Consider the following 26,820-nt stretch of genomic DNA (forward strand, 5'->3'; position numbering starts at 1 on the left):
CCGGAATCGGCTGCGGGCAGCGAGGACTGAAGCGCGCTTTACGACTTCGAGACGATCTCGCCGCGCCGCGCGTCCGTGTACCCGTCCTTCTCGGTGTAGGCGAGCGCGCCGCCGATCACGACGGAGTCGATGCCCACCGCAGGGCGCGTCCAGCGCATGCCGCCGCTCGGGAGATCGTGCACCGCGACCTCGGGGCCGCGATCGATCGTGTCCTGGTCGAACACCACCACGTCGGCGGCATAGCCGGGCCGTAACAACCCGCGCTGGCCGAGGCCCCAGATCGCGACGGGGTCCGAAGTGATCTTCTTCACCGCGTCCTCGAGCCGCAGCGCCTTCGCCTCGCGCACGAACTTCGAGAACAGGTACCCCGTGTCGCCGTAGGTCGCGAAGGCGCCGATGTGCGCGCCGCCGTCGCCCGCGCCGATCTGCACGAGCGGATGCGCGAGCATCTCGCCCACTTCCTTCACGTTGCGGTGGCCCACGTGAATGCGGCCGAACCAGGTGTGGAGGTCGTCGGCGAGCGCGAGGTCGATCATCGCCTCGGCCGTGCCCGTGCCGCGCTCGGCCGCGACTTCGCCGAGCGTGCGGCCCTCGTACTGCTTGGCGTGATTGCTCTGGCGCACGATGGTGTAGCCGAAGTCGCGGCGGAACGCAGCCGGCACGTTCGGATTCGGCGACGCCTCGGCGACCGCCTTCGCGCGCGTCGCGGGATCCTTGAACGCCGCGATCTTCGCGGCGCGATCGGGCAAGAGCGAGATCTGGTACCAGGTCGGCATCGCGAGATAGATCAGGCTGCGCGTGCCGAGCGTGAAGCTGATGTCGATCGGCCGCGTTTGCACCTGCGGCCACACGCGCGCCCCGCGCGCCCATTGCTCTTCCACGCGACCGAGCACGCGCGGAACCATGTCCGGGAACGCCTCGTTGTGGAAGAGCGGCGAGAGCGTGGTGGTGATGCCGTGCTTCAGCGAGAGCTCCGCGAGCTGGTCGACGCGCGCGATGGTGAGCTCGGTGTCGTAGAACTCGTGAACGATCTGCAGGATCTTGTTATGGCGCGCGAGCACCTTGCAGAGCGCGTCGAGCTCCGACGCGTGGCCCCAGCGGCTCGGCACGGGCTTCAAGCTCTCGTCGATGTCGACGAACGAGGTGCTGAGGCCGACGGCGCCGCCGACCAGCGACTCGTCGAGCACGCGGCACATCGCGGCGATCTCGTCGGCGGTGGCGACGCGCGACTGCGCCGCGTCGCCCATCACGAACATGCGGATCACGCTGTGACCCGCGAGCGGCGCCACGTGAATGCCGAGCCCCTTCTTAGTGAGGTACTCGGTCCACGAGGGGAAGCTCTCGCCCCACGCCCAGTCGACGCCCACGCCGAAGTCCTCAGCGGGCATCTCCTCGATCTGGCGGAACATCTTGATGAAGGCGTCGCGCTGACCCGCGCGCAGCGGCGCGAGCGAGAGCGAGCAGTTGCCGGGCACGATCGCCGTCACGCCGTGCTCGACCGAGGGCTGCGCGAAGGGGTCCCAGCAGAGCTGCGCGTCGAAGTGCGTGTGCGGGTCGATGAAGCCCGGCGCCACCACCCGGCCGCGCGCATCGATCGCGCGCGCGTTCGTCGCGCCGACGTTCCCCACCGCGACGATCTTGCCGTTCGCGATGCCGACATCACCGCGGAAACCGGGCATCCCCGAGCCGTCGACGACGAGGCCGTTCTTGATGACGAGATCGAGCATGCGAATTCTCCTGATGCGTGTGGATTCGAACGCCGCGATGCCGAGCGAGTCAGGCTCCGTTCGGAGTCGGAGCGGGCAAGGCGGGCGCCAAGATATCCCAGGGTTTCCCGACCAAATCCTCGATGCGCAGCACGCCTGCAGCCTCGAGCACGGGCTCCGCGGCCTCTTCGTCGAGCCGCACGCGCGCGCTGGCGCCATTCGCGTAGGCGACCACCACGACGAGCTCCGCGCGCCCGTCGTGCCCGGCCGAGAGCACGGCCTCGGTGATGCGCGGCGACGCCTCGGCCACCTGGGTCACGCCCGGGGCGCGAGCGGGGGCTCGAGGTAGACGACATCGCTGCCGAGCAGCGAGCCGGGCGGGAGGTTGCCGAGGGGGCGAATCGCGAGGTGCAGGTTCCAGCTCGTGAGCTGCCGGATCGCATCGTCGGGCGGGAGGGTCGGGAGCTCGCGGGCCGCGACCGAGGCGAGCGTGTCGCCGGGCTGCGGGCTGGTCCAGCGGCGCTGGTGGGAGAGGGAGGAGGAGGCGGTCATGAGGATGGGAGCTTCGCGCAGGCGCGCGGAGCGGGGCAAGCGCAGCTCGTGTGCGACCCTCGCCCGATGCCGCTCGTCGACCTCAGCCACACGATCCGCGACGGGCTCGTCACGTACCCCGGCCTCCCGGCGCCGCGCATCTCGGACCATCTCTCGCGCGCTGCTTCCCGCGAGCGCTACGCGGCGGGCACCGAGTTCCACATCGCGAAGATCGAGCTGGTCGCGAACACCGGCACCTACCTCGACGCGCCCTCGCATCGCTGGGCGGATGGCGCGGATCTCTCGGGCGTCGCGCTCGAGAAGCTGGCGGAGCTGCCGGCCCTCGTGGTCGACCTGCCGCCGGGCGCGCGCGCGATCACCGCGCGCGATCTGCCGAGCGGCGTGCGCGGCTGCGCGGTGCTGCTGCGCACGGGCTGGAGCGCGCACTTCGGGACGCCGCGCTACTTCGAGCCGCACCCGCACCTCAGCGCGGACGGCGCGGAGGCGCTCGTGTCCGGCGACGCCGCGCTGGTCGGCATCGACTCGCTCAACATCGACGACATCGCGGGCGGTGAGCGCCCCGTCCACTCGCTGCTCCTGCGCGCCGGCATTCCCATCGTCGAGCACCTGACGAACCTCGCGGCGCTTCCCGCGAGCGGCTTTCGCTTTTTCGCGCTGCCGCCCAAGATCGCCGGGATGGGCACCTTCCCCGTGCGCGCGTTCGCCGCTTTGCCGTGATGCAAACCGAATCCTGGCCTCGCGTGTCCAACGCAAGCTCGCCGCTCCGGAGCTGATCTCGCTTGAACCTGCGCTGCGCCCTAATCACTCTCGCGAGCCTCCCCCTCGCGGGCTGCCTCGTCGGGCCCGACTTCGAGCCGCCGCCGAGCGCTGCACCGGACGCGTGGCGCGCGCCGCTCGCGAGCGGGCTCAGCAGCGACGCGCCCGCGGACGACGAGATCGCGCGCTGGTGGGAGGCGCTCGGCGATCCGCTGCTCGTGGAGCTGGAGCAGCGCGCGGCGGCGGCGAACCGCGACATCGCCTCCGCGCAGGCGCGTCTGCGCGAGGCGCGCGCGCAGGAGCGGCGCGCGTGCCGGGCTCTTCCCGACGAGCCGCGGCACTGCCACCGCGTCGCAATCCGACGGCAGCGGTGCGCTTTCGGCCGGCATCGACCTCGGCTCGCGCGAGCTCTACGACGTGAGCTTCGACGCGAGCTGGGAGATCGATCTGTTCGGAGGCCTACGCCGCGGGCTCGAAGCCGCGAAGGCCGATCTCGCGGCGAGCGCAGCGAACCTCGCCGGCGTGCGCGTGAGCGTCGCGGCGGAAGTCGCGGATGCGTACGTGACGCTCCGCGCGCAGCAGCGGCGGCTCGCGCTCGCCGAGGAGAACGCGCGCGCGCAGGCGGAGACGCTGGCGCTGACGCGCTGGCGCAGCGACGCCGGCCTGACAACCGAGCTCGACGTCGAGCAGGCGCGCGCGAACCTCGCGCAGACGCGCGCGGCGATCCCGCAGCTGCGCACCGCCGTCGCGCTGAACGAGACGCGCCTCGCTGCGGCGGGTCCGGTGCCCGCGCCGCCGGATCGCATCGCCGTGGGCGTGCCCGCTGCCGCACTCGCGCGCAGACCCGACGTGCGCGCCGCAGAGCGACTGCTCGCCGCGGAGACCGCGCGCATCGGCGTCGCGAAGGCGAGCGCGCTGCCGCGCCTCACGCTCACCGGCTCCGTCGGCGTCGAGTCGCTCGCGACGGGCGACCTCTTCACGAGCGCGGCGAAGGCGACCTCGATGGCCGCCGGCGTCTCGCAGGTTCTGCTCGACTTCGGCCGCGTGAAGGCGCAGATCGACGCGCAGAAGGCCGTGCGCGATCGCGCGCTCGCCGAGCTCGAGGGCACGCTGCTCGGCGCGCTCAAAGAAGTGGAGGACGCGCTCGTGTCGTTCGCGCAGGAAGAGGCGCGGCGCGATGCGCTCGCCGAAGCGGCGGAAGCGGCGCAGCACGCGGCCGCGCTCTCGCGCGATCAGTACGCCGCGGGCCTCGTCGACTTCGAGGCCGTGCTCGCGGCCGAGCGCGCGCTCTTCACGTCGCAGGATCAGCTCGCGGCGAGCGAAGGTGAGTTCGCCGCAAACTTGGTGCGCGTCTACAAAGCGCTGGGCGGCGGCTGGCAGAGCGAGGAGGCGCAGTGAGCGAGGCGAGACAGAACATCGTGCAGCGCGCGCTCGCGGCGCTGCGCACGCCGCGCGGCCTCGGCATCGCAGCGGGCGCGCTCGCGCTGCTGCTCGTGCTGCGCAGCTGCGGCGGCGGCTCGGAGATCGTGTTCGAGACGGAGGAAGTTTCGCGCGGCGATCTGGTCGTGCGCGTGACGGCCACGGGCACGCTCCAGCCCATCAACCAGGTCGACGTCGGCAGCGAGCTCTCCGGCACGATTCGCGACGTGAAGGTGGACTTCAACAGCGTGGTGAAGAAGGGCGACGTGCTCGCGCGGCTCGACACGCAGCGGCTCGAAGCGCAGGTGCTGCAGAGCGAAAGCGCGCTCGCGGCGGCCGAGGCGCGCATCGAGGAAGCGAGCGCGAGCCGGCTCGAAGCCGACGCGCGCCTCGCGCGGCTCGAGCGCGTGCACGAGATGAGCGGCGGCAAGGTGCCGAGCGCGGCCGAGCTCGACGGCGCGCGCGCTTCCGCTGCGCGCGCGAAGGCCGAGGTCGCGAGCGCGAGCGCCGCCGCCAAGCAGGCGCGCGCCACGCTCGACACGCAGCGCACCGATCTCTCGAAGGCAGAGATCCGCTCGCCGATCGACGGCGTGGTGCTGAAGCGCCTCATCGAGCCCGGCCAAACCGTCGCTGCCGCCATGACGACGCCAATCCTGTTTACGCTCGCCGAAGACCTGCGCGCGATGGAGCTGCTCGTCGCGATCGACGAGGCCGACATCTCGAACGTCGCCGAGGGCCAGCGCGCGGACTTCACGGTGGACGCGTGGCCGGGCCGCACGTTCGAGGCCGAGGTGGTGCAGGTGCGCTACGGCGCGGATGCGGCCGAGGGAGTTGTTGCGTACGGAGCGCTCTTGCGCGTCGCGAACCCCGAGCTGCGCCTGCGCCCCGGCATGACCGCGACGGCGGAGATCGTGGTGAAGCGCGTCGACGGGGCGCTGCTCGTGCCAAACGCGGCGCTGCGCTTCAGCCCTCCCGAGATCGAAGACACGAACCTGTTCGAGTCGATGATGTCGCGGCCGTGGTGGAACCGGCCGAAGAACGCGGCGAAGAAGGGCGTCGAGCAAGTCGTGCACCGCGAGAAGAAGGGCGCGCTCGAGCCCGTGGCGATCACGATCGGCTCCACCGATGGCGTTCACACCGAGGTGGTGAAGGGCGAGCTCGCGCCCGGCGACGCGCTGGCCGTCGCCGCGAAGCCGGCGGCGTCGTGAGCGCGCCGCTCGCCGCGTTCGAGCGCGTCGAGAAGACCTACGGCGCGGGCGAGACCGCCGTGCACGCGCTGCGCGGCATCGACCTGCGCATCGAGGCGGGCGAATTCGTGGCGCTGATGGGCCCGAGCGGCTCGGGCAAGTCCACGTGCATGAACCTGCTCGGCTGCCTCGATACGCCGACCGCGGGCACGTACCGCTTCGAGGGCACCGACGTCGGCACGCTCTCGCGCGACGAGCGCGCGCTGCTGCGCCGCCGCGCGATCGGCTTCGTGTTCCAGGGCTTCAACTTGTTGGGTAGAACGAGCGCGCTCGAGAACATCGAGCTGCCGCTCGTGTACCGCGGCACCCCCGCGGAGGAGCGGCGCGCGCAGGCCGAAGCCGCGCTCGCCGCGGTGGGCCTCACCGGCTGGGAGGATCACACCCCCGCGCAGCTGAGCGGGGGCCAGCAGCAACGCGTCGCGATCGCGCGCGCGATCGTGACCACGCCGCCGCTGCTGCTCGCCGACGAGCCCACGGGCAACCTCGACTCCGCGCGCGCGCGCGAAATCATGGAGCTGATCGCGCGGCAGAACCGCGAGCGCGGCATCGCGGTCGTCGTCGTCACGCACGACGCCGCCATCGCGCGCTGGGCCTCGCGCACGATCCACTTCTTCGACGGCGAGATCGCCGAGGCGGAGCCCACCTGATGCAAGCGAAGCGCGCAGCGAGGCGAAGCCGAGCGAAGCTCGAACAGTGGCCTCGGTGTTTGCCGAAGTCGCCGTGTGCGCTGACCGCGCATCCCGATGGAGGAGCGTGATGCTCGGCCCCATGCTGCGCCTCGCGCTCCAGGCGATCCGCCGCAACGTGCTGCGCTCGTCGCTGACGGTGCTCGGCATCGTGATCGGCGTTGCGAGCGTGATCATCATGGTCACGCTCGGCGCCGGCGCGACGCAGCGCGTGACGAACGATCTGCAGAAGCTCGGCACGAACACGCTGATGGTGCGGCCCGGCCAGTCGTTCCACGGCGGCGGCGGTGCGCGCGGCATGGCGGCGATGCTGAAAGTCGAGGACGCCGAGGCGATCGAGCGCGAGATCGCGGGCGTCGCGGCGGTCGCGCCGATGAGCCAGCAGCAGATGCAGGCGATCGCCGGCAGCCAGAACCGCTCGACCAGCGTGATCGGCAGCACCGCGAGCTACCTCGCGGTGCGCAACTGGGCCGTTTCGAGCGGGCGCGCGTTCAGCGACGCAGAGGAACGCGCGGGGAAGGCCGTGTGCTTGTTAGGCGACACGGTGCGCCGCGAGCTGTTCGGCGCGCAGAGCCCGCTCGGGCAGCGCGTTCGGCTCGGGCAGCTCTCGTGCGCGGTGATCGGCGTGCTCGAAGCCAAGGGCGAGAGCGCGTTCGGCAGCGACCAAGACGACTTCGTGCTCGTGCCGCTGCGTTGGTACCACCGCCGCGTGGCCGGCAACACCGACGTGGGCACGATCCACCTCGCGGCGCTGCCGGGCGTGTCCACCTCCACGGTGCAGCGCGACACGGAGCGCCTCATGCGCGAGCGCCGGCGCACCGGAAACGGCGACGACGACTTCTCGGTGCGCGACATGAAGGAGATCGTGAGCGCGTTCACCACGACCACGCGCGTGCTCACGGGGTTGTTAGGGGCGGTGGCCGCCGTGAGCCTGATCGTGGGCGGCATCGGCATCATGAACATCATGCTCGTGAGCGTGACCGAGCGGACGCGCGAGATCGGCATCCGCCTCGCGATCGGCGCACTCGAGCGCGAAGTGCTGACGCAGTTCCTGGTGGAGGCCGTGGTGCTCTCCTCGCTCGGAGGCGTGGTGGGCATCGGCCTCGGCCTCGCCGCCGCGGCGGGCGGCGCCGGCGCACTCGGCGTGCCGTTCGTGCCCGAGCCCTCCGTCGTGCTGCTCGCGTTCGCCTTCAGCGCCGCGATCGGCGTCGCGTTCGGCTACTGGCCCGCGCAACAGGCCGCGCGGCTCGATCCGATCGAGGCGCTGCGGCACGAGTAGAGCGGGGCGCGGTGATCGAACAGGCGAGGTGAGACGTTTCGGCCGGGCCGAAATGTCGCAGGGCTGCAGTGCAGAGCGGCCTGATTGCGGCTCTCGCTCGTCCGGCTCGCCGAGTCGCCCTCGCGCGATCCCCGGCGCCCGCAGCGCGTCGCTCCAGCGGCTCGCGGAACGCGCACTTCGTTGCGCGCGCGCTGCCGCGCGGCGCCGATCTGCGCGTACTCTCCGCACCTCGCGGGCCCTTAGCTCAGCGGTCAGAGCACCCGGCTCATAACCGGAGAGACCCTGGTTCGAATCCAGGAGGGCCCACGCGTAGGCCTGCGGAGTTGTTGGGTCGTTCGCGAAGTCTGAGGTGCCCGCTTGTCGCCATTGCGTGAGTCGGGAAGCCGCGAACAGTGACTCCGCGAACTCGCACGGCGGCATTCGTCGTCGGGCGGATGCGAATGCGCGATCAGCTCTCACGTCCGCGCGTTGTCGATGTCGCCGCCGGCCCCGCGCTCCCCGGCGCGGGCTCCCGAACACCGCGGCCGCTCGGATGTCTAGCGCGTCGACGTACGTGCGGTCTGCGATAGCAATGCCCGAGCCGCGCGCTGCGGGCGATACTCGTCGCCACCCGGAATGCCGCCGAGCAGCTGCTCCAACCGACCGCGCGCCTGCGCCTCGTCGCTGCGACCGCGAGCGAGCCGGAAGAGTTCGGTCGCTGCCGACAACTGATCGACGAGCGCTCCGTGCGCGCCGAGCAACTCCTCGGCCTCGCGAAGCTCGAACTCCGCAGTCGCAACGTCGCCTTGCGCGAGCATCACCATGCCCACCGCGTTGCCGCTCGCGACGAGCGCGCGCACCTGCGCGTGGCCGCGCAGCATGTCGCTGTCTCCACCGACGAAGTAGCCGTTCGGGTGCTCGGTGAACTCGATCGGGCACGGCGCGTGGTACGAAGCCGTGAGCGCGACCGAGCCGTTCGGATAGAGCGGGCACGGGAACACCCACACCGGCGCGCGCGGCATCGTGCCAAGCGCGATCGCCAGCGTGACGAGGAGCGGGGCGACACTGATCGCGATCAACGCCGGCGGATTGCGGCGCAAGCGATCGAGAAAGTCACCGAACCTGTGCGGCTCTCGCTCCGGCTGCTGCTGCTTCACGGGCGCTCTCGGCGTGAGACCCGTCGATGCTATGCGCGCAGCCAGCGCCAAAGATCGTCAAAGTGCGGGGGCCCCGAACTTTGTGACAAGCGCGCTTGCGCCGGTCGGAGCGCGCTTGTTAGGCAAGCACGCTTGCGGAGTGGAGCAGCGGGATCGCACCAACGGACCGAACTCACTCACCGCGCCTGACCGCCCTTTGCCGTGCGCGCGAGCCACGCGTTGAGCGAATCGACGATCTCCTTGGCCGGAGGAAAGCCGCCCTTCGGGAGCGTCACCCACTTCGCCGCGTGCGGCGCGTCGGCGTGGAGCCTGGCGTAGGCCGTTTCGTTTTTGCCAAGCCTCACCACCTCGAAGCGAGCGATCCAATCGCGCGGCAAGACGCGCTCGCTCAGCGGCCAGCGCTTGACGAGGAGTACGCGCTCCGTGGCGCGGATCCGCGGGGACCACGGGGTGAGCTTGACCATCGACCAGAGCGCGGCGCCGAGCACGCAAACCCCGAGGAAGCGGGCTTCGGCCTGGTCGGCGCCCTGCACGGACATCGCCCACGCTCCGAAAGCGACGTACACGAGCACCTCGAACAACGCCTGGCGACGCGCAGGCTTGTACTCGAGCAGCACGCGCGCGCCGGCCTCTCCGTAGGGCATCGGAACCTCGCGGGGCGCGCTCCTCCTCTCTACACCCGCGCCCGCGCGGGAACAAAGGAATTATCAGGCTGCGCCGCGCCCTCATGCCTCGGCGTAGATTGCAGCCATGCGCATGCTCTACCTCGCCGGCCCCGACGTCTTTCTCCAGAACGCGATCGAGATTGGCGCGCGCAAGCGGGCGATCTGCGCGAAGCACGGCTTCGAGGGCCTCTACCCGATCGACCCCGACGTCGAAGCGAGCGCCGACCCGGAAGCGATCTTCCGCGCCAACTGCGCGCACATGCAGCGCGCCGACGCCGGCCTCTTCAACCTCACGCCCTTCCGCGGCCCCAGCGCCGACGCCGGCACGCTCTTCGAGCTCGGCTTCATGTTCGCGCTGGGCAAACCCGTCTACGGCTACGCGAGCCGCGCGGGCGCCTACGCCGCCCGCGTGCGCACTCACTACGGGAAGCTCGCACGCAGCGGCGGGCGGCTGTGGGACCCCAGCGGCCACGCGGTCGAGGACTTCGGCCTGCACGAGAACCTAATGATCGTGCGAGCACTCGCGGCGTCGGAGCGCGAGCTGGTCGTGGTACAAGAGCGAGGAGCGCAGGCGCTCGCGGCGATGCGGGCGTTTGAGAAATGCGTTGCAGCGCTAGCGAGGCGGCGCACGAAGCGCTCTTGAACCGAGGTACCCGTGGCCGACGACGACGCGACCGACAGTGCGCCCCGCTTGCCCGAGGGCCAGTTCAGAATTCTCAAGGTCGAAGACTCGGCCGACCCGCAGAACTTCAACATTGAGCCGAAGCGCGACGGCGATGCTGTTCCGCAGGATCAGGCCGCGTTGAATCATCTCGTCTACAGCACCTGGGGCGTGCTCAAACTGCTCAAGGAACAGGGCGTGTTCCCGGAAGGCCGGCAGCCGAACTACGACGGCCTCGGAGATCGAGCCGACGATCCGCGCAGTGTTCGTCGCTCTGCTGGCGATTGCGGTCGCCCTTCTTCTCGATCAAGGCGCCATCAAGATCTGGCTCGGCGGCACGGACCTCGCGCTCTTCGATCGCAATGCATCGATCGCGGTCCTGCTCGGCATCGTGGCCGGCGTGAGCGAGCGCGCACTTTCGGTGCGCGTGCTGCAGCGCTTTAGCGGGTACGTCGCGAAGTAGCGCTCACCCCTTCACCGGCACCCACACCTCGAGCCCGCCGTTGCCCGTGCGCGGATCGAACGCCTCGTCGTAGCGCTCGAACATCGGCTCGTGCAGCGGCTCGAGCTTCGCCTGCGCGAGGCCGTGCGAGAAGATCGCCGCGCACGTCGCGCCAACGCTCGAAGCGTGGCCGCGGTGCGGCCACACCGCGTAGCTGCGCGCGGGCAGCTCGATGCGCGCGAACTCCTTCGGCTGCGCCGGGAACGCGCGCACCTCCACCGCGCAGGCGTAGGTGAAGTTCACGCCGCTCTCGTCGGAGTCGTACATCACGCCGTAGGTCACGTTCCCGATTTGCTCCGCGATCGCGCCGAGGTGCGGCACGAAGCGATCCCACAGCGTGGGAATGCCGGCGTTGCCTTGGCAGCGCTGCGCAAGGCCGAAGAGCCGCCGCGGCCCGTCGCGCACGATGCGCGGGGCTTCGAGCTTCGAGCTGTTAGGGACGCTCATGCGAAGGGCCTCCTGAAGTGCGAGTCCGTGGGTGCTCTTGCGCGCGCGCACCTGCTCGGGCGTCGTGCCGAACTGCGCGCAGAACGCGCGCGTGAACGCTTCGTGCGAGCCGTAGCCAGCGGCGAGCGCCACATCGAGAATGTTCTCGGCGCCCGCAGCGAGCGCGAGCGCTGCGTGGCTGAGCCTCCGCGCGCGCACGTAGCCGCTGATCGTCTGCGCCACGGTGAGCGAGAACGCGCGCGAGAGGTGGAAGCGCGAGACGCCGGTGGCGAGGGCGATCTCATCGAGCGAGAGCTCGTTCGAGAGATGGCTCTCGATGTACCAGAGCGTGCGCGCCGAGATGCTCACGGGGCGGAATCTAGGAGCGCGGCGCGGAAGGCGGCTTGATCGCGGTTGCGGAAGTGAGGCTTACACGCCCGCGACGACCGTCGGGTGTTGGCGGCCTGGACCCGGCCGGAACGTGCTGCCGCAGCGCCTGCAGCCGAGCGCGTGCGCGATGCCGATGTGCCCGGCTTCGAGCGTCGCCGTGCCGCACGCCGGGCATGGCCTCGCGGGGGTCTCCGGAAACGACGCGAAGTGCGAGATTCCGCTCCCGCGCCGCTCCACCGCCGGAAGGGAAGCGTGAAGCCACACGCCCTCGCAGCTTCGGCACACGGGCGCCCAGAGCCGAAACTTGCGCGCCCATGCGAACGCGCCGCCGCAGTCGGGACACGTTGCGACCGGCAGCGGATCGCTCGGCTCCGCCTGGCGCCCCAACAACCACAGTGCACCGCCGAGGCCCGCCAGCGCGAGGAAGCCGGCGAGCCACATCGTGCTCATCGCCGCGTCACCCACCACTGCGCAGCTGCACCACCCAGCTCCGTCGCCACGAACGCCCACATCACATCCGGCAGCGACTCGGTGGCGAGATACCACGCGATCAGCGCGGCGACGGCGACGCGCCCCATCGCGTCGGCGCGCGCGAGGAAGCGTTCGGGGCGCGCGAGGCGCACCGCCGCCCACAGCACGCCGAGCATGCCCGCGAGGTTGGTGAAGAACGCGCCGAGCTCGCTGAGCTGCGGCGTTGCGAGGTTGCCGCCGAGCGCGCGGTCGAGCGCGTAGAGCGTGGCGACGAAGATCTTCGCGCTGAAGGGCAGGGCGAAGAGGCCCGTAACAACCAGGTCGAATGCGGCGCAGGCGCGGATCACGAGCATGCGGCGCTACTCCGGGCGGCGGAAGCGGAAGACGAACTGATCGGTCTTGCCGCGGATCGCTGGGTCGAAGACGCCGAGCTCGAGCGTGTCCGCGGGGTTGCGCAGCGCTTCCGACTCGCCGTCGTACACGAAGCCCGCGGCTTCGAGCTCGCTGCGCACGATCGCGGGGTCGATGCGGTGCAGCGTGTCGGCAACGCTGACGTCCGCGCCCGCCTTCGCGCGGTGATCGACCACGACGTACACGCCGCCAGGCTTCAGCGCGGCGAAGACTTGCCGGTTCACGGCGGCCCAGTCGAGGTTCAGCCGCGCGAGATGCAGGTCGTGGTAGTTCTGCGCGGTGAAGATCGCGTCGACCGGCTCGGGCACGCTGAGCGTCGCGAAGCTCTGCTGCACGACCTCGACGTTCGCGTACTCGGCGGCGACGGCGCGGATCGGCGGATCCGTTTGCTGCGCGCCGGGCGGCGGGATCAGCGCGTAGACCCTGCCGCTCGCGCCCACGGCCTCCGCCAGCACGCGCGTGAAGTAGCCGCCGCCAGGAATGAAGTCGGCGACGCGCTGGCCCGGCGCGACGCCCGCGAACGCGAGCATCTCGGCGGGCTTGCGATCGGCGTCGCGCGCGCGATCGGCCTCGGGCCGCTTCGCGTGCGCGACCGCGGCGACGATGTGCGGCGAGGCCGCGGTGATCGCGGGCGCTTCGGGTTGCGAGGTGCACGCCAGCGCGAACGCAGCGGCGGTGATCAGGGCGCGGGCTCTCATCTCGTCTCCTTCGCGAGTGCGAGCTTCACACGCTCGCGCGCGCCGTGCTCGGCGCCGGCAAGCGGCGCACGAACAGGAACATCCCCGCCGCGCTCGCGGTCGAGACGGCGTAGAGCGCGAAGTGGCCGGGTGTGGTGAACGCGTCGCCGAACCAGAGCGCGGTGGCGGTGAACCAACTCGCGACCATCGCGGTGTAGGCGCCCCAGATCAGCGGCGACGTGCCGGCGCGCGTGCCGCGCCTGACGACCATCGCGGCTGCGAAGGGCGGGCCGATCAGGTTCGCGAGGTGGAAGTAGTTGATGTAGAGCGGATCGCCGATCCACTCCTTCACCAGCTCGAAGCCCAGGGCCATCGTGCCGAGCCACGCCAGCACGAGCGCCGTGAACTGCGGCTGCGTGAGGCGCGGCGCGAACTCCTTGCGCCCGAAGCGCAGCGTGAGCCACAGGAACACGAGCTCGTTGATCACGGTGAGCACGAGCGCGGCCCAGAACAGCTTCACGTACCAGTGGTCGATCTCGACGAACCAGCGCTCGTAGCGCGCCACCATCGAGGCGTCGCCCGCGAGCCAGAAGAGCGTGCAGAAGATGGGGATCGGCACCGTCTGATCGCGCAGGCCTTGGCGCACGGCCGCGATGAACCAGGTGTAGTTGCACGCCATCGCGAGCCCGCACAGCGCGAGCACCTTCCACATGTTCTCGTCGAGCGCGGCGAGCACGGGCGTGGAGTCGTACATCGGCGGCGCTCCCTAATGACTCGCGCGCGGCGGCGTCCAGGGCGTGGCGCGCGGGATGACGCGCGGCACGTTCGCACAGTACTCGCGGTAGGCGGCGCCAAAGCGGCGCGCGAGCTGCGGCTCTTCCGCGATTGGCAGATAGATCGCATTCAGCGTGAGGAACGCGGCGGCCCGCGCCAGATGCGGCAGCGAGAGCAGCACGAGCGCCTCGGCGAAGAGCGTCAGGACCACGCCCGAGATCATCGGGTTGCGCACGTAGCGATACGGGCCTGCGACGACGAGCTCGCGCGGCGGATCCCACGGCGCGAGCGTGCCGTGTCCTTCGCTCGCAAAGCGCCGCAGCGAGGCGACGAACAGCGTGAGCCCGAGCGCGAGCAGCGCCACGCCCACGACCTGCGCCGCCACTACGGCCGCCGAGTCGCCGAGCGCGAGCACGACCCCGTTGCGCCGCACGAGCCAGAGCGGAACGAGCACCGCGACCGAGAACGGAAGCAGCGCAATCGCCGCGAGATGGCGCAGCCACATCACGACCTCGCGCGCGCCAGCCAGCGGAACACGAGCACGTGCCCGAAGAGCGCGGCCTGAACGAGGAACGCGGGCAGCCACACGTACGGGAACGTGGTCACGATCGTGTTCGCGGGCTCGTTCATGAACACGCGCAGTGGCGTTGGCGCGGAAAGAAACGCGACGGTGACGATCGTCGCGAGCAGCGCGCAGCCGAGCACGTTCCACGCCGCGACGAGCGCGCGGGGTGCGCGCCCGCGCGCAGCGAGCGCAGCAACCACGAGCGCGCTCACGCCCGTCACGACGTCGAAGTTCATCCCCGACCAGGTCATCTGCACGGGGATCAGCCCTTCCTCGTAACTCTCGTGCAGAATGATCTCGACCGGGATGCGAAACGCCTGATAACCGACCAGCCACGCGAGCGGAGCGCGCTCCACGAGCTGCGTGCCGAGCGGCGAGAAGGCGAGCGCGATCGTCGCCGCGGCGTAGCCGAGCACCATCAGCGCGAACGGCGGCGGCATGCGCGAGAGCTCCGCAAGCACGCCGCTTCGCGCGAGCGCACCCGCGACGCCGAGCCAGAGCGCGACCACGACGACGCCGCGCATGCGATGGCCGAGGCGCGCCTGCGTCACGACGAACAACGCGGCGACCGCAGCCACCAACATGAGGAAGCTCTGCTCGAGGAACGTGGAGACTGGCGGCATCGCGAACTCCGGCATCGAGGCTCCGTGAGGCTTTGGCGCGAGGCCCTCCGTCCCCGCAACACCGGCGGCGGCTCGAGCGGCCGGTGGCGTGGACCGCCCTACTCGCATCTCGAGAAAGCCTGCCACGCAGCGGAGAGGACGAGCCACCTCGGACATAGGAGGCTTGCATGCAGACCCTTCCGGCGTTCCTCTTGTTCGCGCTTTCTGGGGCCGCTTCCGCCTCGACCCTCTACATCCAAGGCACCGCGCCAGCCGCGACCGATCCCCAGCAGGGCGTCACGCTCGGCACGCACCTACTCGCGAACGACCCCAATCACCCGTCGGTCGCCGGCGTCGGCGGTGGTGGGATCAGCGCGGCCGGCACTGCTCTCGACGGGTATCGCACCTACATCTACGACCTTGGCGCCCAAGCCGACCTAACCGACGGCGTCGCGAACCGGGGTGATCCGGGCTTCGCGATGATGATCTGGGACATGGGGCAGGCCTTCGACAGCCTCCGCCTCTACACGCACCAGGATCACTACTCCGGCGGGCCGATCACAAGCAATTTCACCGCCCAGGACGTGATGGAGTACAGCGTCTGGGGCAGTCACGACGGCGACAACTTCATCCTGCTCTCAGACGTAGTCGACTTCGACCTGCTCGGAGGCGGCGTCGGCTTGCCCACGTACACGTTCGTCGGAACCGCGCCCTCGGTCGTGTATCGCGGCGGTAGTGCAGAGTTCGGCGTCACGAATGCCTACACGCGCGAGTACGTGTTCAGTCAGGCGTATCGCTACTACGGCATCCGCACGAGCCAGGTGTCGTTGACGATCCCCGGTGGCGGCGTCGATGCCGATCCCGAGATCGACGGCGTGGGCGCGTTCAACATCAGCACGAGACCGCCCGGTACGCCCGGCGTGCCCGAGCCGAGCCTCGCGGCGCTGCTCGGTGTGGGCGCCATGGGGCTCGCGGCTGCGCGCCTTCGCTGGCGCTAGCGCTCGTATCGAGCCAACTCGCGGCAGCGTCGGCACGCGCGCGTGCCCGAACGCCGCCGCGCTGCCTAAGAGCGTCGCAGGCGCGCCGCGATCCACGGCGCGAGCGCCAGCACCAGCATGCCCAGCGCGAGGTAGCCGCCGCGACGCGGATCGTAGTCCTCGGTGATGCGCTGCCACTCGTAACCGAGGACGAGGCGGCCGAGTGCGACCTCGAAGGCGATCGTGAGCGCTACCCACGACGCGCCGACTTGCAGTTGCTCACGCGCACGGCGCGCAGCCAGCCAGCGCGAGCCGAGCGTCGCGACGGCGAGAATCACGAGCGCGCCCGTAACGACCGAGAGCTGGCGCGCGCGCAGGTCGCCGAGTGCGGGGCGCAGCAGCCACTCGCGCAGCGTGCCGTGCGCCGACTCGGCCGCGATGATCGCGAGCCAGAGCGCGAGCGCGCGGCGCCACATCGCAGGCAGCTTCGCGCGCTCGGTCAGTGCGCGCTCTCACAGCTCGCGAGCTTGGCTTCCAGCTCGGCGACGCGTTCGCGCAGCGGCTTCACCGCGCGCTCCACCTCGTCGAGCGTGAAGCGCGGCGTGATGTGCTGCGGGCAGTTCCAGTCGAAGCCCGCGACGCGCACTTCCACGACGCTCTCCAGCTCGCCCTTGTAGCCCGGCACCGCGAGGCGCTGCGCGAGGCCGTCGTCTTCGCCCGCGCGGCGCACGCGCGCGGTCCCTAACACCTTGAGCCGCCGCCGGTTCGCGTAGTCCATCAGGATCAGCGCGACGCGATCGTTGCCGGCGAGGTTTCCGGTCGACACGTACTGCCGATTCCCGCGGAAGTTCGCCCACGCGAGCGTCTTCGAGTCCAGTACGCGCAGAAAGCCGGGCGCGCCGCCGCGGAACTGCACGTACGGCCAGCCGGTTTCGCTCACGCTCGCGAGATAGAAGCCGTCGCGCGCGTGGATGAAGTCCGCCTCCTTCGCGGTGAGCACGTCGTTCCACGGCTCGCCCTCGAGGAAGCGCAGGTAGTTGTTGCGAGAGCCGTAGCGCTCCTGCTCGGCCTGAACGGCGGGGGTGAACGCGATCTCGGCGAATCGGTTGCCCATGGGGCTCCTCGTTGGTGACGCGCCTGTCTTGGATGCCCCGAGGTTACGCGCACCTCGCCCGCGCCAGATTCCGCTGCCACCTTGCGCCCATGCACCACGTCGTCCCAACGCTGCGCGTCGCGAAGCTGGCCGCGAGCCGCAGCTTCTACGAGCGCGGGCTTGGCTTTCGCGTCGACTGGGAGCACGCGAACGACGCGGGCGAGCGGTTCGCGCAGCTCTCGCGCGAGGGACTGCTGCTGTATCTGAGCGAGCGCGCGGAGGACGGCCGCGGGGGCGCGCTCGTCCATCTCTACGTGCCGAGCGTCGACGCCTGGCATGCCGAATTCTTCGAGCGCGGCGTGGACGCGCCCTTGCCCCTCGACATGCCGTGGGGGAACCGCGAGTTCCGCGTGCGCGACCCCGACGGCAACCAGCTTTGCGTGTGCACGCCGCTGCACCGCATCGGAGCGAGGTGACCGATGCCCAGCGCGAAGCACGTCGGCATCGTGGCGGTGAGCGCCGAGGGCGCGGCGCTCTGTTACCGAACGCTCTGCGTGGAAGGCGCGGAGCTGTTAGGTCCGCACGCGCATCCCGAGGTCTCGCTGCACACGTTCCCGCTCGCGGCGTACATGGAGCACTGCAATCGCGGCGACTGGGCCGCGGCGGGCGAGATGCTGCTCGACTCCGCCGCGAAGCTCGCGAAGGTCGGCGCCGAGCTCCTGGTCTGCCCTGACAACACGCTGCACTAATCGCTCGATCTCGTGCGCGCGCGCTCGCCGCTCCCGTGGCTGCACATCGCCGAGGAGGTCGCGCGCGTGGCGAAGGAGCGCGGCGTCAAGAAGCTCGGCGTGCTCGGCACGAAGCTGCTGATGGAGGGCCCGGTGTACGAGCGCCCGCTCGCCGCGGTCGGCGTCGAGCGCGCGATCCCGAATGCCGACGACCGCGCGAAGATCGACGAGATCATCTTCACGGAGCTCGTCTACGGCCGCTTCGAGAGCGTCTCGCGCCGCTTCTTCCAGCGCGCGAACCGGCGTCTCGAGAAAGCGGGCTGCGACGCCGTGGCGCTCAGCTGCACCGAGATCCAGCTGCTCGTCGGCGAAGCGGACTCGCCGCTGCCGGTGATCGACTCGACGCGCACGCTCGCGCGCGCAGCGCTGCGGGAGGCGTGCGCGCGTTGAGCCTCGTCCTGCGCCCGGCCGGGCCGACCGACTTCTCCGCGATCCTCGCGCTGAACGCAGAGTCGGTGCATTTCCTGAGCCCGCTCGATGCCGTGCGGCTCGCCGCGCTGCATCGCGAAGCGGCGCTGCGCCTCGTCGCGTGTCGCGCCAACGAAGTCGCGGCGTTCTTGCTCGCGTTCCGCGAAGGCGCGGCCTACGACAGCGAGAACTACCGCTGGTTCGCGGCGCGCTATCCGCGCTTCCTCTATGTCGATCGCGTCGTCGTGAGCGCCGCGCAACGCGGCCAGCGCATCGGTGACGCGCTGTATGCCGCGCTCTTCGCACACGCGCGCGAGAGCGAAGTCTCGACGGTCGTGTGCGAGTACGACCTCGACCCGCCGAATCCCGCGTCGCAGCGCTTCCACGCGAAGCACGGATTTCGCGAAGTGGGCACGCAGCTCGTCGCGGGCGGGAAGAAGCGCGTGTCGATGCAGCTGCTGGAGCTGTGCTGATCCTCAGCGCGAGGCCGAGAAGTAGAGCTTGTCAGGCGTCGCGGAGCTCGTGCTCCAGCTCGGCATGCTCTCGGCCCAGCCGCCGCTCGCACCCGCGGTGACGTTGATCTCGGTCGTTACGGACGGCGTCGCGCCCGCGAGGTTCAGGTCGAACACCCACACGTCGGTCGCGTCGCCGCTCGCGATCGTGGAGTCGATCGACCAGAGCGCGAGGCGATTGCCCGCCGCGTTCCAGCGCGGGAAGAAGTCGGCGATCGTGGCGTCGGGCAGCAGGAACGTGAGCGAGGAGTCCGCGGGCTGCGCGGCGTCGCTGAAGCGGCCGACGAACACGTCCCAATCGCCGAACGGGCCGGGCGTGTTCGTGAGGTGGCGGTAGCTCGCGACCCAGTTGCCGTCCGGCGAGAGCTGCGCGTCGTAGTCGCCCGGCGGGAAGAAGTTCAGCGTGCCCGGAGCCGGATTCGTGCGCTGCGTGACGTTCTCGAGTCGCCAGTTGCTGCGGTTCAGCGTTGCGGTGTAGAGCCGGCTCGCCTTGGCGCCGCTCGTGATGCGCTCGCGCTTCCAGACGACGCGGTCGTTCGCGCTCCAGTGCGGGTCGCTGTCGAGCTCGTCGCTCGCGGGCGCGTTGCTCTGGTAGGTGAGCTGCCGCTTGTCGTCGCCGTCGCGCTCCATCACGTAGAGACGCAGCTGGCCGCCGCCGTTGTTGTGGCGATCCGACGCCCAGATCACGCGCGTGCCGTCGGGTGACCAGTGCGGCGTCACGTCGATCCAGCCGTTGTTGACCCGCGCGCCGGAATCGTCGAAGTCCGTGAGCAGGCCGGGGCGGGAGCCATCCAGATTCATCAGCGCGATCGCGCTCGCCGTGAAGTCTGCCTCGTCGAAGTCGCCGTCCGCGTTCACGTCCTGCAGGTACGTTTGGTAGAGCAGCACGCCGCCGTTGTTAGGCGCCTGCACGATGTGGTTCTCCTGCATGCGCGTCGCGACCAGCTGCGTGCGGCCCGTGCCGTCCACGCTCTGCGTGAACACCGCGTGCTCCGTGGGCGGCAGAACGTCGCTCGTGCGCGGGCGCGGATCGGCGCGGTCGTCCATGCCGTCGTTGTCGGTGTCGGTGTCGCGCGGGTTGGTGAGGAACACGAACGCTTCCTCACCATCCCACACGCGATCGTTGTCGGTGTCGACGTCGTCGGGGTCGGTGCCGAAGTCGCGCTCCTCGCTGTTGAAGAGCCCGTCGCCATCGTCGTCGTCATCGTTGAACTGCACGCTGCACGCCGCGCTGAGAAGCGCACAGAGCAGCGCGAGTGCAGATACACGCCGAGCGGTCGCGACACTTCTCATATCTGACCTCGAACCCGCGGCTTCAGGGCCGGTTGCGTTCCGCATCGGCCTGGCTGCCGAGCAGCGCGGTCCCAAGACCGAGCAGGATCTCGTCCGCGAACGGGATCAGGTCCGGCACGACGAGGTCGAGCGCGAAGAGCGCCGCGGTGATCGCGAACAGGCGCGGGAAGCGCAGCTGCGCGATGCGAGACACGAGCCAGCCGATCAAGAGCGGTCTTGCTGCCATCATGGGCGAGTCTACGCCGCAGTCCTCAAAGCGTTCGGCGCCGCAAGCGGCGATTCGCCGCGCGCAGCGAGGCAGGGCCGAGCCGAGGCAGAACGGGAGTGCTCGCATGCGACGTGTGACGGAGCGCACGAGCCGCAAGAAGTCCGCGCGGGAGGCGCTCGCGTTCGTGCGCAAGCACGGCGTGGTGCTGATGTCGGCGCGCGGCGACGTGCCTTCGCTCGCGGCGTGGATCGCGGGCGAGCCCATCCGCGGCAGCTGGTGGGCGCACCCGCGCGCGCACGAGATTTACGCGATCGAGTGCGCGCTCGCGGAGTCGCCCGACGTGGTCTTCTGCAAGCTCGTCGCCGGCAAGCGCACGCTCGTGCACCGCCGGCTCTGGCCCGCGCTCGCGCGCGTGTCGGATCGCTTCGCGGCGAAGGCGCTCGCGCGCGTCGTCGAGCAGCACACCGAGCGCGGCAATCACGCAGCGCGCGAGATCGCGCTCGAGGAGTGGCTCCCCGCGGCCGCGCGCGCGGCCTCTCGGAAGCTCACGCCCGAGGCTGCGCTCGCCCAGCTCGCAGCATGCGGCGTGAGAGGATGAGCCGCGCGGAAAGTTCGGCGCTCTTCAGCGCGCTTTGACGTTCTTTGCCGGCGGCGGCGCGCATAGGCTCGGGCTCCCCTAATCACTCGGAGGATCCCGTGCACGAGCTCCCGTTCCGCCGCGAAGAAACCCCTCGTTCCGTCCGAACGCTCTCGCTTCCCGAGCCGCGCAGCTGCGATGCCTTCGTAGGCAGCGCCCTCGCGACGCGCCGGCTGCGCGAGCAGCTTGCGAGCGCCGCAGCGCTGAGCTGCCCCGTGCTGATCGCGGGCGAGCCCGGCTCCGGCCGCACGCGCGCCGCGCTCTGGCTGCACGCGCAGCGCACGCCGCACGCGTCCTTCGTCGCGCTGCACGGGCTGCCGCCTCGCGCAGGCTCGCTGCTCGGCGGCGCCACGCTGTTCGTGCCCGAGCTCGACAGCGCGGCGCTCGTGGTGCAGCAAGAGTGGCGCGGCTGGCTCGAGCACGTGCCCGACGGCGTGCGCGTGCTCGCGAGCGCGCGCAGCGCGGCGCCGATCGCGAACGCCGACGGCGCACTGTTCGCGGAGCTGCGCCGCTTCGCGCTCGTGGTGCCGCCGCTGCGCGAGCGCGCCGAAGACTTTGCGGCGCTCGCCCACGACATCGCGCGCGAAGTCGCGCGTGATCGCCGGCGCGAGGCGCTGACGCTCACTGCGGGTGCGGTCGCCACGCTGCGCCGCGCGCCGTGGCTCGCCAGCGCAGCGGATCTGCGCCGCGCGCTCGAGTGCGTCGCGGGCTACGTGCCGAACGGGCAGCCCGTCACGCGCTCGCGCGCCGCCGCCGCGCTCGCTGAAGTACGCCCGAACGTGGCGGCGCTGCGCGAAGCCGAGCAGGCGCGCGAACGCGACGAGCTGCTCGCCGCGCTGAGTAGCGCTCGCGGCAACCTCGCCCGCGCGGCCGCGTTGTTAGGGCGAAGCCGCGCCGCGGTGTATCGCCTGCTCGAGAAGCACGGCGTGGCGCTGCGCTGAGCGCGCGAGGCGAGAGCGGAGTCCGGCGGAGCCCGCGATACGCTGCGCGCACAGAGGAGGAGCGCCGTGGCGGGCGACGACTGGAAGGCGTTCGAGCTCGAACGAGAGATCGAGAACCAGCAGGCGACGGGACGCCCGTATCGCGAGTTCCTGCGCGTGCCTGCGCTCTCGTGCGGCATCTACACGCTGCCCACCGGCGCGAAGGATCTGCAGTCGCCACACGACGAGGACGAGGTCTACCTCGTGGTGCGCGGCAAGGGCCGCATGCGCTTGGGCGGCGAAGAGCGCAAGGTCGGCCCCGGCTCGCTGCTCTACGTGCGCGCGACTTCGCAGCACTCGTTCTTCGAGATCGAGGAGGAGATCACGCTGCTCGTGTTCTTCGCCTCGGGCGGCCCTGCTCACTGACGATTCGCGATGGAGCGCGTTCCCGAGCCGGAGCTGATGGACGACGCCGCGCAGGCGCTCGCCTATGCGCGCGCGGACTTCGCCGCGCCGCACGACCGCTTCGTCGCGCTGCTGTGCCAGCGCACGCACGCGGCCGAGCTGCGCGGGCGTGCGCTCGATCTCGGCTGCGGGCCAGGCGACATCACGTTCCGCGTGGGGGCGGCGCTGCCGCAGCTCGCGATCGACGGCGTGGACGGAGCCGAGGCAATGCTCGCGCTCGCACGCGAAGGCGCCGCGAGGCGCGGCCTCGCGGCGCGCGTTCGCTTCGCGCGCGCGTACCTGCCCGACGACGCGCCGCCCGCGCGCGACTACGCGCTCGTCTACTCGAGCTCGCTGCTGCACCACCTGCGCGAGCCCGCGGCGCTGTGGGAGAGCTCGAAGCGCTTCGGCGCACGCGGCGCGCGCGTGTTCGTAGGCGACTTGTTACGGCCCACGAGCGAAGCGGAAGCGCGCGCGCTCGTTGCGCGCGAAGCGAGCCACGAGCCCGACGTGCTGCAGCGCGACTTCTACGCCTCGCTGTGCGCCGCCTACCGCGAACCTGAAGTCCGCGCGCAGCTTGCCGCTGCCGGCCTCGGTCACTTCGCGCTGGAGGTGGTGTCGGACCGGCACTGGATCGCGTGGGGTGAGCTGCCGTGAAATGGCGGAATCGTCCCTTTCGGGGTCAGACCCGAGAGGGGCGATTCTCAGTGGAGCTCGATCGCCCAATCGAGCAGCTCGTCGCCGTCGAAGAGAAAGCGCCCTGCGAACGCGCGGCCGGCGAGGAGGTGCGGGAGCCAGAGCGCGTCGTCCTCCCACATCTCGGCGTACGGGATCGCGTCGAGTCGCGCCCAGAACGGGTCGGCCTCGGGCGTCGCCGCGGGCGTGCCCTCGAGGCCGCTCGCGCGGAAGACGTGCACGTCGGTCGCATAGCCTTCCGCGAACTGAAAGCGCGCGCGGCCGGCAGCTTCGAGGCCGAGCGGCGCGGCGCGCACCTCCTCGCGCACTTCGCGCGCCGCCCCGGCGAGGGGTGTTTCGCCGGCGTCGATCTTGCCGCCTGGGCCGTTCACCTTGCCCGCGCCGAGGCCGCGCTTCTTGCGGATCAGCAGCACCTCTCCGCCGCGCACGACGAACACGAGCGTGCACGGCACGCCGGTCCAGCGAGCCCAATCGATGTCTGCGAGTGTGCGCGGCGCGGTCACCCCCGCATCGTCCCCTGCGCCTTCGCCGTGGGTCAACTGCGCTCCGCGAACAGCCGAGAACTTCGGGTCGCGCGAGGTTATCCCCACCACATGCCGTTCACGCTGTCGCACGCCGCTGCTGCCGTCCCGCTGAAGCGCGCGCTGCCGTGGACCGTGCTCTCCGCGCTCGTGATCGGCAGCATGACGCCCGACTTCCCCTACTTCGTCGGCGGCGGCGATCTGCGCTGGCACACGCACACCTTCCTCAGTGTTCTCACCTTCAGCCTGCCAGTCGGCAGCGCGATCTACTTCGCGTTCCGGCGCTGGCTGCGCGCGGCGTGGATCGATCTCCTGCCGGCCGCCTTCGCCGCGCGCATTCCGCGCCGCGGCACGCAGGCGTCACTCGCCGCGATCTGTGCTTCGGTCGCGCTCGGTGCGTTCACCCACGTGGCGTGGGACTCGTTCACACATGAGCACCAAGCGGGCGTGAACCTCGTGGCGCCGCTGAACCTCGTGCTGTTCGAGCTGCTCGGCTTCCCCGTGCGCGGCTTCAACTTGCTTCAGCACGTGAGCACCGCCGTCGGTGCGCTGCTGCTCGCGTGGTGGCTGCGCGGCTGGCTGGCGCGTACCCCGCGCGGCGAGCTGCCGCCGACTTGGATGCGTGCGGCGACCGTGCGCCGCCTCGCGCCGCTCGTCGCGTTCGGCGGGATCGGCCCGCTCGCGACGATCGCGGCGGCGATCGTCGCTCCGCCGAGCGCGCGGCTGGTCGACATCCGCGCGTTCATCGGCGCCGCCGTCGTCGTTGCGATGAGCGCTGCGCTCGCGCTGCTCGCCGCCTACACGGTGTGGTGGTGGAACGCGCCGAGTCCGCGGTCAGGAGTTCGCAATGCAGTCGCCGAGTGACGTGTTCGTCTCGAAGCGCGACGGCTGGCTCGTCGCGGTGATCTGGATCGCGAGCGCGGTCGGGCTCGCGGCGCTGCTCCCCGCGCTGTGGGTCTCGCAGCGAGAGCCGCTCGGCTTCTGGGTCGTGCTCGCGACGATCCTCGCGCTCGGCCTCGGGCCGTGGGTGCTCTACAGCACGCGCTACGCGATCGAAGCGAGCGAGCTGCGGATCGTCAGCGGCCCGTTCCGCTGGCGCGTTCCGTTCGCCGAGATTCGGAGCGTCGAGCCCAGCACGAACCCGCTCTCGAGCCCCGCCTGCTCACTCGACCGGCTCCTCATCCAGTATGGGAAGCGGCGCATCATGATCTCGCCCCTCGACCGGGCGGGCTTCCTGCGCGCCCTCGCCGCCCGCTGCCCCCAGCTCCGGACCGACGGCGAGTGCCTGCGCCCGGCCTGACCTGCAACTTTGCGGCAACGTGACGGCGCGCACAGGGCAGGAGCCGCCGTTGAATAGGCTCCGCCCTCCGGCGCGTCTCTACGCGCAGCAGGAGGTCGCGACCATGCGCGGCTCGGTTCGCAAGCTGGCTCTCAGTGCTCTTCTGATTGGCGCCACCGGCGCGCTCTCGGCGTGCGTCGTCACGGGCGACTCGTACGGCCAGGGCGGCGGCTACTACGACGACGATTACGACTACCCGCCGCGCTCGCCGCGCCACGGCTACCGGCACTCCTACAACAGCGGCGTCACGCTGATCTTCGACTCGGGCCTCGGCCTCTACAGCGTGTTCGGGCATCCCGACTACTACTTCTACGACGGGTACTTCTACCGCTGGCACTCGGGCTACTGGAATCGCTCGCGCTACTGGAACCGGCGCTGGGAGCGCTGCGACTCGCGCTACTGGCCGCGGCCCGTGTACTACGTGAATAACAACTACTACGTGCACGGCCGGCGCCCGCGCTACGACTGGGACAACGACCGACGCGATCATCGCGACCACCGCGATCGCGACCGGCGGCGCGACGACCGCGATTGGCGCGACCGAGATCGCGGCGACCACGATCGCCGCGACCGGGATCGAGACTGGCGGGATCGCGACGGGCACGACCGGCGCGACGGCCCGCACGGCAGCCCGACGCCCGGCGGCCCGCCGGGCGACCGCGATCCCCGCGGCGACCGCGGCGAACCCCGAGAGCGCGGCGAACGTGGCGGCCACAACGGCTGGGAGGGACGCGAGCGCCCGCAGCAAGGTCCGCCGGATGAGAGCGGCGAGGGCCGCCGCGAGCGCGGTGAGCCCGACATGGGTCGCGGCCGCGAGCGCCAAGAAGAGCGGCGCGACGAGCCCCAGCGCGAGCCGCGCGAAGAGCGCCGCGAGCGCGGACGTGGCCGCGACCGCGGCGAGCACGTCGACGCGGCCCCGCCGGGCTGGGCCGGGCGCGTCGCCGACGATGGCGCCTTCGAGCGTGCGCGGCGTGAGCAACGGGCGCGCGAGGTCGAGTCGCGCCGTGAGGGTGGGCGCGACGAGGCGCAGATCGCCGCGCAGCGCGAAGCCGCGCGCGAGATGCGCGCGCAGCAAGCACGCGCGCACGCGGAGCGCGCGGCGATCGAGCAAGCCGCGCGCAATGCGCGCCGCGACGAGCGACCGCGCGACGACGGCTTCGAGCGCGCGCGGCGCGAAGAGAGCGCGCGCCCCGAGCCCCAGCGCGAAGCGCGCAGCGACGACGGCGGCGGACGCGAACGCGCGCGCGAAGAGCACGGCGGTGGCCGGCGCGGGCGCGGCTGGGAGCGCTAGCCTCTGGCAATAACAACTCGAGGCGGCGCGTGAAGATCGAGATCGAGTACTGCGTTCGTTGAAACTATCTCGGTGAGGCCACCAGGCTGGCGGCCGCGATCGAGCGCGAGACGGGGACGAAGCCCACGCTGATTCGGGGCGATGGCGGCGTCTTCGAAGTCACCGCGGACGGCGCGCTCTTGTTCTCGAAGAAGAAGGCGGGCCGCTTCCCCACGGAAGCCGAGGTGCTGAAGGCGCTGCGTCAGTCGTGATGCGCCTCGTGTTCCTCGCCGCCTCCATCGCCTGAGCTCGCGCCGAAGCTCTGGCTCCACGCGCGCAGCACGGCCTTGTCCGCGTCGCTGAGCTTCGCTTCGGGATGCAGCAGCAAGTACGGCGGCAGCGGCATCTCGCCGTCTTCCACCTCTTCCCACATCTCGCGCGCGTTCTCCGCCTGCTTCTTGGCGGAGCGCTCACCCCAGGTCGAGAGATTCAGGTGCTCGCGGCCCTCGAGCGTGTCGTACACGACGAGCCACGAGGCCGGCGCGACGTACGCGTACCAGGGCCACTTCGTCGCGTGCGAGTGGCAGTTCATGCACGCGCGGTCGAGCACGGCCTGCAGCTCGGGCGGCGCGGCGAGCGGCGCCGTCGCCGGCGGATTCGTGCGCGGGATCGGAATCAGCTGAATCGCGATGAGCGCGACCGCAGCGCCGACCAAGAGCTTGCGACCTCTCGTCATGGGAGCCTCCGCGATGGTTGGCTTCGGCGAAAAGCTCCGTCACCTGCACACCC

Annotated in this window: 34 protein-coding genes, 1 tRNA gene and 2 pseudogenes; 20 read left to right on the plus strand and 17 right to left on the minus strand. The window is 71.0% G+C overall.

Translation table 11 applies throughout. The features are described from left to right. Positions 1 to 38: 38 nt before the first annotated feature. Positions 39 to 1,925, minus strand: a complete 1,887-nt coding sequence (locus FJ091_15380) for an amidohydrolase family protein (GenBank protein ID MBM4384735.1) — start codon at positions 1,923 to 1,925, stop codon at positions 39 to 41. Between the two features lie 96 nt (positions 1,926 to 2,021). Next, entirely contained in the window at positions 2,022 to 2,258 is a 237-nt protein-coding gene (locus FJ091_15385) for a hypothetical protein (protein ID MBM4384736.1), read from the minus strand. A gap of 66 nt (positions 2,259 to 2,324) precedes the next feature. On the opposite strand from FJ091_15385, the gene FJ091_15390 reads away from it, so the two are divergent. From FJ091_15390 to FJ091_15415, 6 genes and pseudogenes are all read left to right on the plus strand, one after another. Continuing rightward, on the plus strand, positions 2,325 to 2,975 hold the full coding sequence (locus FJ091_15390; GenBank protein MBM4384737.1) for a cyclase family protein: 651 nt from the start codon (positions 2,325 to 2,327) through the stop codon (positions 2,973 to 2,975). 62 nt (positions 2,976 to 3,037) lie between these two features. Next, positions 3,038 to 4,412 (plus strand): annotated as a pseudogene (locus FJ091_15395) (efflux transporter outer membrane subunit). Further along, complete coding sequence (locus FJ091_15400) at positions 4,409 to 5,641, plus strand: efflux RND transporter periplasmic adaptor subunit (GenBank protein ID MBM4384738.1); 1,233 nt, start codon at positions 4,409 to 4,411, stop codon at positions 5,639 to 5,641. The pseudogene FJ091_15395 and the gene FJ091_15400 overlap by 4 nt, the downstream one beginning before the upstream one ends. Next, positions 5,638 to 6,327, plus strand: coding sequence for an ABC transporter ATP-binding protein (locus FJ091_15405; GenBank protein MBM4384739.1), 690 nt, complete (start codon positions 5,638 to 5,640; stop codon positions 6,325 to 6,327). The genes FJ091_15400 and FJ091_15405 overlap by 4 nt, the downstream gene beginning before the upstream one ends. A gap of 109 nt (positions 6,328 to 6,436) precedes the next feature. Further along, positions 6,437 to 7,645 (plus strand): ABC transporter permease, encoded by a 1,209-nt coding sequence (locus FJ091_15410; protein MBM4384740.1) that lies wholly within the window; start codon positions 6,437 to 6,439, stop codon positions 7,643 to 7,645. 233 nt (positions 7,646 to 7,878) lie between these two features. After that, positions 7,879 to 7,951: transfer RNA gene (locus tag FJ091_15415), tRNA-Ile, on the plus strand. Between the two features lie 230 nt (positions 7,952 to 8,181). Here the strand turns inward: FJ091_15415 and FJ091_15420 are convergent. Both FJ091_15420 and FJ091_15425 read right to left on the minus strand, forming a co-directional pair. Then, positions 8,182 to 8,781 carry a hypothetical protein gene (locus tag FJ091_15420; protein ID MBM4384741.1) on the minus strand — a complete coding sequence of 200 codons (600 nt, stop codon included), beginning with the start codon at positions 8,779 to 8,781 and terminating at the stop codon, positions 8,182 to 8,184. A 176-nt stretch (positions 8,782 to 8,957) separates the two neighbouring features. Next, on the minus strand, positions 8,958 to 9,320 hold the full coding sequence (locus tag FJ091_15425; GenBank protein MBM4384742.1) for a hypothetical protein: 363 nt from the start codon (positions 9,318 to 9,320) through the stop codon (positions 8,958 to 8,960). A 217-nt stretch (positions 9,321 to 9,537) separates the two neighbouring features. On the opposite strand from FJ091_15425, the gene FJ091_15430 reads away from it, so the two are divergent. Together FJ091_15430 and FJ091_15435 are read left to right on the plus strand one after the other, a co-directional pair. Beyond that, complete coding sequence (locus tag FJ091_15430; GenBank protein ID MBM4384743.1) at positions 9,538 to 10,089, plus strand: nucleoside 2-deoxyribosyltransferase; 552 nt, start codon at positions 9,538 to 9,540, stop codon at positions 10,087 to 10,089. A 280-nt stretch (positions 10,090 to 10,369) separates the two neighbouring features. Continuing rightward, positions 10,370 to 10,570 carry a hypothetical protein gene (locus FJ091_15435; GenBank protein MBM4384744.1) on the plus strand — a complete coding sequence of 67 codons (201 nt, stop codon included), beginning with the start codon at positions 10,370 to 10,372 and terminating at the stop codon, positions 10,568 to 10,570. 3 nt (positions 10,571 to 10,573) lie between these two features. Here the strand turns inward: FJ091_15435 and FJ091_15440 are convergent, their stop codons facing one another. The 7 genes from FJ091_15440 to FJ091_15470 are packed head-to-tail and all read right to left on the minus strand — an operon-like array spanning position 10,574 to position 14,961. Further along, on the minus strand, positions 10,574 to 11,404 hold the full coding sequence (locus FJ091_15440) for an AraC family transcriptional regulator (GenBank protein MBM4384745.1): 831 nt from the start codon (positions 11,402 to 11,404) through the stop codon (positions 10,574 to 10,576). A 60-nt stretch (positions 11,405 to 11,464) separates the two neighbouring features. Beyond that, positions 11,465 to 11,875 (minus strand): hypothetical protein, encoded by a 411-nt coding sequence (locus FJ091_15445; GenBank protein MBM4384746.1) that lies wholly within the window; start codon positions 11,873 to 11,875, stop codon positions 11,465 to 11,467. After that, entirely contained in the window at positions 11,872 to 12,249 is a 378-nt protein-coding gene (locus FJ091_15450; protein MBM4384747.1) for a hypothetical protein, read from the minus strand. Before FJ091_15450 ends, FJ091_15445 begins: the two co-directional genes overlap by 4 nt. A gap of 6 nt (positions 12,250 to 12,255) precedes the next feature. Continuing rightward, positions 12,256 to 13,005, minus strand: coding sequence for a class I SAM-dependent methyltransferase (locus FJ091_15455; GenBank protein ID MBM4384748.1), 750 nt, complete (start codon positions 13,003 to 13,005; stop codon positions 12,256 to 12,258). A 25-nt stretch (positions 13,006 to 13,030) separates the two neighbouring features. Next, the gene (locus FJ091_15460; GenBank protein ID MBM4384749.1) at positions 13,031 to 13,738 is read right to left on the minus strand and encodes a hypothetical protein; all 708 of its coding nucleotides are present in this window, start codon (positions 13,736 to 13,738) and stop codon (positions 13,031 to 13,033) included. Between the two features lie 12 nt (positions 13,739 to 13,750). Next, on the minus strand, positions 13,751 to 14,263 hold the full coding sequence (locus FJ091_15465) for an isoprenylcysteine carboxylmethyltransferase family protein (GenBank protein MBM4384750.1): 513 nt from the start codon (positions 14,261 to 14,263) through the stop codon (positions 13,751 to 13,753). Next, a complete protein-coding gene (locus FJ091_15470) occupies positions 14,263 to 14,961 on the minus strand; it encodes a hypothetical protein (protein MBM4384751.1) in 699 nt (232 codons plus the stop codon). The genes FJ091_15465 and FJ091_15470 overlap by 1 nt, the downstream gene beginning before the upstream one ends. Before the next feature lie 152 nt (positions 14,962 to 15,113). Here FJ091_15470 and FJ091_15475 point away from each other — a divergent pair, with 152 nt between their 5' ends. Continuing rightward, positions 15,114 to 15,923, plus strand: a complete 810-nt coding sequence (locus tag FJ091_15475) for a hypothetical protein (GenBank protein MBM4384752.1) — start codon at positions 15,114 to 15,116, stop codon at positions 15,921 to 15,923. Positions 15,924 to 15,988: 65 nt separating this feature from the next. Here the strand turns inward: FJ091_15475 and FJ091_15480 are convergent, their stop codons facing one another. Together FJ091_15480 and FJ091_15485 are read right to left on the minus strand one after the other, a co-directional pair. Next, positions 15,989 to 16,378, minus strand: a complete 390-nt coding sequence (locus FJ091_15480; protein ID MBM4384753.1) for a hypothetical protein — start codon at positions 16,376 to 16,378, stop codon at positions 15,989 to 15,991. Positions 16,379 to 16,401: 23 nt separating this feature from the next. Then, complete coding sequence (locus tag FJ091_15485) at positions 16,402 to 17,016, minus strand: pyridoxamine 5'-phosphate oxidase family protein (protein ID MBM4384754.1); 615 nt, start codon at positions 17,014 to 17,016, stop codon at positions 16,402 to 16,404. A gap of 89 nt (positions 17,017 to 17,105) precedes the next feature. Here FJ091_15485 and FJ091_15490 point away from each other — a divergent pair, with 89 nt between their 5' ends. From FJ091_15490 to FJ091_15500, 3 genes and pseudogenes are all read left to right on the plus strand, one after another. After that, complete coding sequence (locus tag FJ091_15490; GenBank protein ID MBM4384755.1) at positions 17,106 to 17,471, plus strand: VOC family protein; 366 nt, start codon at positions 17,106 to 17,108, stop codon at positions 17,469 to 17,471. Positions 17,472 to 17,474: 3 nt separating this feature from the next. Further along, positions 17,475 to 18,173: pseudogene (locus FJ091_15495) on the plus strand (amino acid racemase). Then, the gene (locus FJ091_15500) at positions 18,170 to 18,664 is read left to right on the plus strand and encodes a GNAT family N-acetyltransferase (GenBank protein MBM4384756.1); all 495 of its coding nucleotides are present in this window, start codon (positions 18,170 to 18,172) and stop codon (positions 18,662 to 18,664) included. The pseudogene FJ091_15495 and the gene FJ091_15500 overlap by 4 nt, the downstream one beginning before the upstream one ends. A gap of 3 nt (positions 18,665 to 18,667) precedes the next feature. Here FJ091_15500 and FJ091_15505 read toward each other — a convergent pair whose 3' ends face one another. Together FJ091_15505 and FJ091_15510 are read right to left on the minus strand one after the other, a co-directional pair. Further along, entirely contained in the window at positions 18,668 to 19,921 is a 1,254-nt protein-coding gene (locus FJ091_15505; protein MBM4384757.1) for a PD40 domain-containing protein, read from the minus strand. A 97-nt stretch (positions 19,922 to 20,018) separates the two neighbouring features. Further along, entirely contained in the window at positions 20,019 to 20,222 is a 204-nt protein-coding gene (locus FJ091_15510) for a hypothetical protein (GenBank protein ID MBM4384758.1), read from the minus strand. A gap of 106 nt (positions 20,223 to 20,328) precedes the next feature. On the opposite strand from FJ091_15510, the gene FJ091_15515 reads away from it, so the two are divergent. From FJ091_15515 to FJ091_15530, 4 genes are all read left to right on the plus strand, one after another. Further along, positions 20,329 to 20,802, plus strand: a complete 474-nt coding sequence (locus FJ091_15515; protein ID MBM4384759.1) for a hypothetical protein — start codon at positions 20,329 to 20,331, stop codon at positions 20,800 to 20,802. A gap of 98 nt (positions 20,803 to 20,900) precedes the next feature. After that, positions 20,901 to 21,782, plus strand: coding sequence for a hypothetical protein (locus FJ091_15520; protein MBM4384760.1), 882 nt, complete (start codon positions 20,901 to 20,903; stop codon positions 21,780 to 21,782). A 108-nt stretch (positions 21,783 to 21,890) separates the two neighbouring features. Further along, positions 21,891 to 22,187, plus strand: coding sequence for a cupin domain-containing protein (locus FJ091_15525; GenBank protein ID MBM4384761.1), 297 nt, complete (start codon positions 21,891 to 21,893; stop codon positions 22,185 to 22,187). Positions 22,188 to 22,196: 9 nt separating this feature from the next. Continuing rightward, positions 22,197 to 22,862, plus strand: a complete 666-nt coding sequence (locus FJ091_15530) for a class I SAM-dependent methyltransferase (protein MBM4384762.1) — start codon at positions 22,197 to 22,199, stop codon at positions 22,860 to 22,862. Positions 22,863 to 22,909: 47 nt separating this feature from the next. Here FJ091_15530 and FJ091_15535 read toward each other — a convergent pair whose 3' ends face one another. Further along, positions 22,910 to 23,377 carry an 8-oxo-dGTP diphosphatase gene (locus tag FJ091_15535; protein MBM4384763.1) on the minus strand — a complete coding sequence of 156 codons (468 nt, stop codon included), beginning with the start codon at positions 23,375 to 23,377 and terminating at the stop codon, positions 22,910 to 22,912. A 117-nt stretch (positions 23,378 to 23,494) separates the two neighbouring features. Here FJ091_15535 and FJ091_15540 point away from each other — a divergent pair, with 117 nt between their 5' ends. From FJ091_15540 to FJ091_15555, 4 genes are all read left to right on the plus strand, one after another. Then, positions 23,495 to 24,286 carry a DUF4184 family protein gene (locus tag FJ091_15540; protein MBM4384764.1) on the plus strand — a complete coding sequence of 264 codons (792 nt, stop codon included), beginning with the start codon at positions 23,495 to 23,497 and terminating at the stop codon, positions 24,284 to 24,286. Then, a complete protein-coding gene (locus tag FJ091_15545; GenBank protein MBM4384765.1) occupies positions 24,270 to 24,722 on the plus strand; it encodes a PH domain-containing protein in 453 nt (150 codons plus the stop codon). The genes FJ091_15540 and FJ091_15545 overlap by 17 nt, the downstream gene beginning before the upstream one ends. 103 nt (positions 24,723 to 24,825) lie before the next feature. Next, entirely contained in the window at positions 24,826 to 26,052 is a 1,227-nt protein-coding gene (locus tag FJ091_15550; GenBank protein ID MBM4384766.1) for a hypothetical protein, read from the plus strand. A gap of 86 nt (positions 26,053 to 26,138) precedes the next feature. Continuing rightward, on the plus strand, positions 26,139 to 26,303 hold the full coding sequence (locus FJ091_15555; protein MBM4384767.1) for an Rdx family protein: 165 nt from the start codon (positions 26,139 to 26,141) through the stop codon (positions 26,301 to 26,303). Here FJ091_15555 and FJ091_15560 read toward each other — a convergent pair. After that, positions 26,294 to 26,767 carry a heme-binding domain-containing protein gene (locus tag FJ091_15560; protein MBM4384768.1) on the minus strand — a complete coding sequence of 158 codons (474 nt, stop codon included), beginning with the start codon at positions 26,765 to 26,767 and terminating at the stop codon, positions 26,294 to 26,296. The genes FJ091_15555 and FJ091_15560 overlap by 10 nt on opposite strands. Between the last annotated feature and the right edge of the window lie 53 nt (positions 26,768 to 26,820).

It is taken from the genome of Deltaproteobacteria bacterium (assembly GCA_016875395.1).
Lineage (GTDB): Bacteria > Myxococcota_A > UBA9160 > UBA9160 > UBA6930 > VGRF01.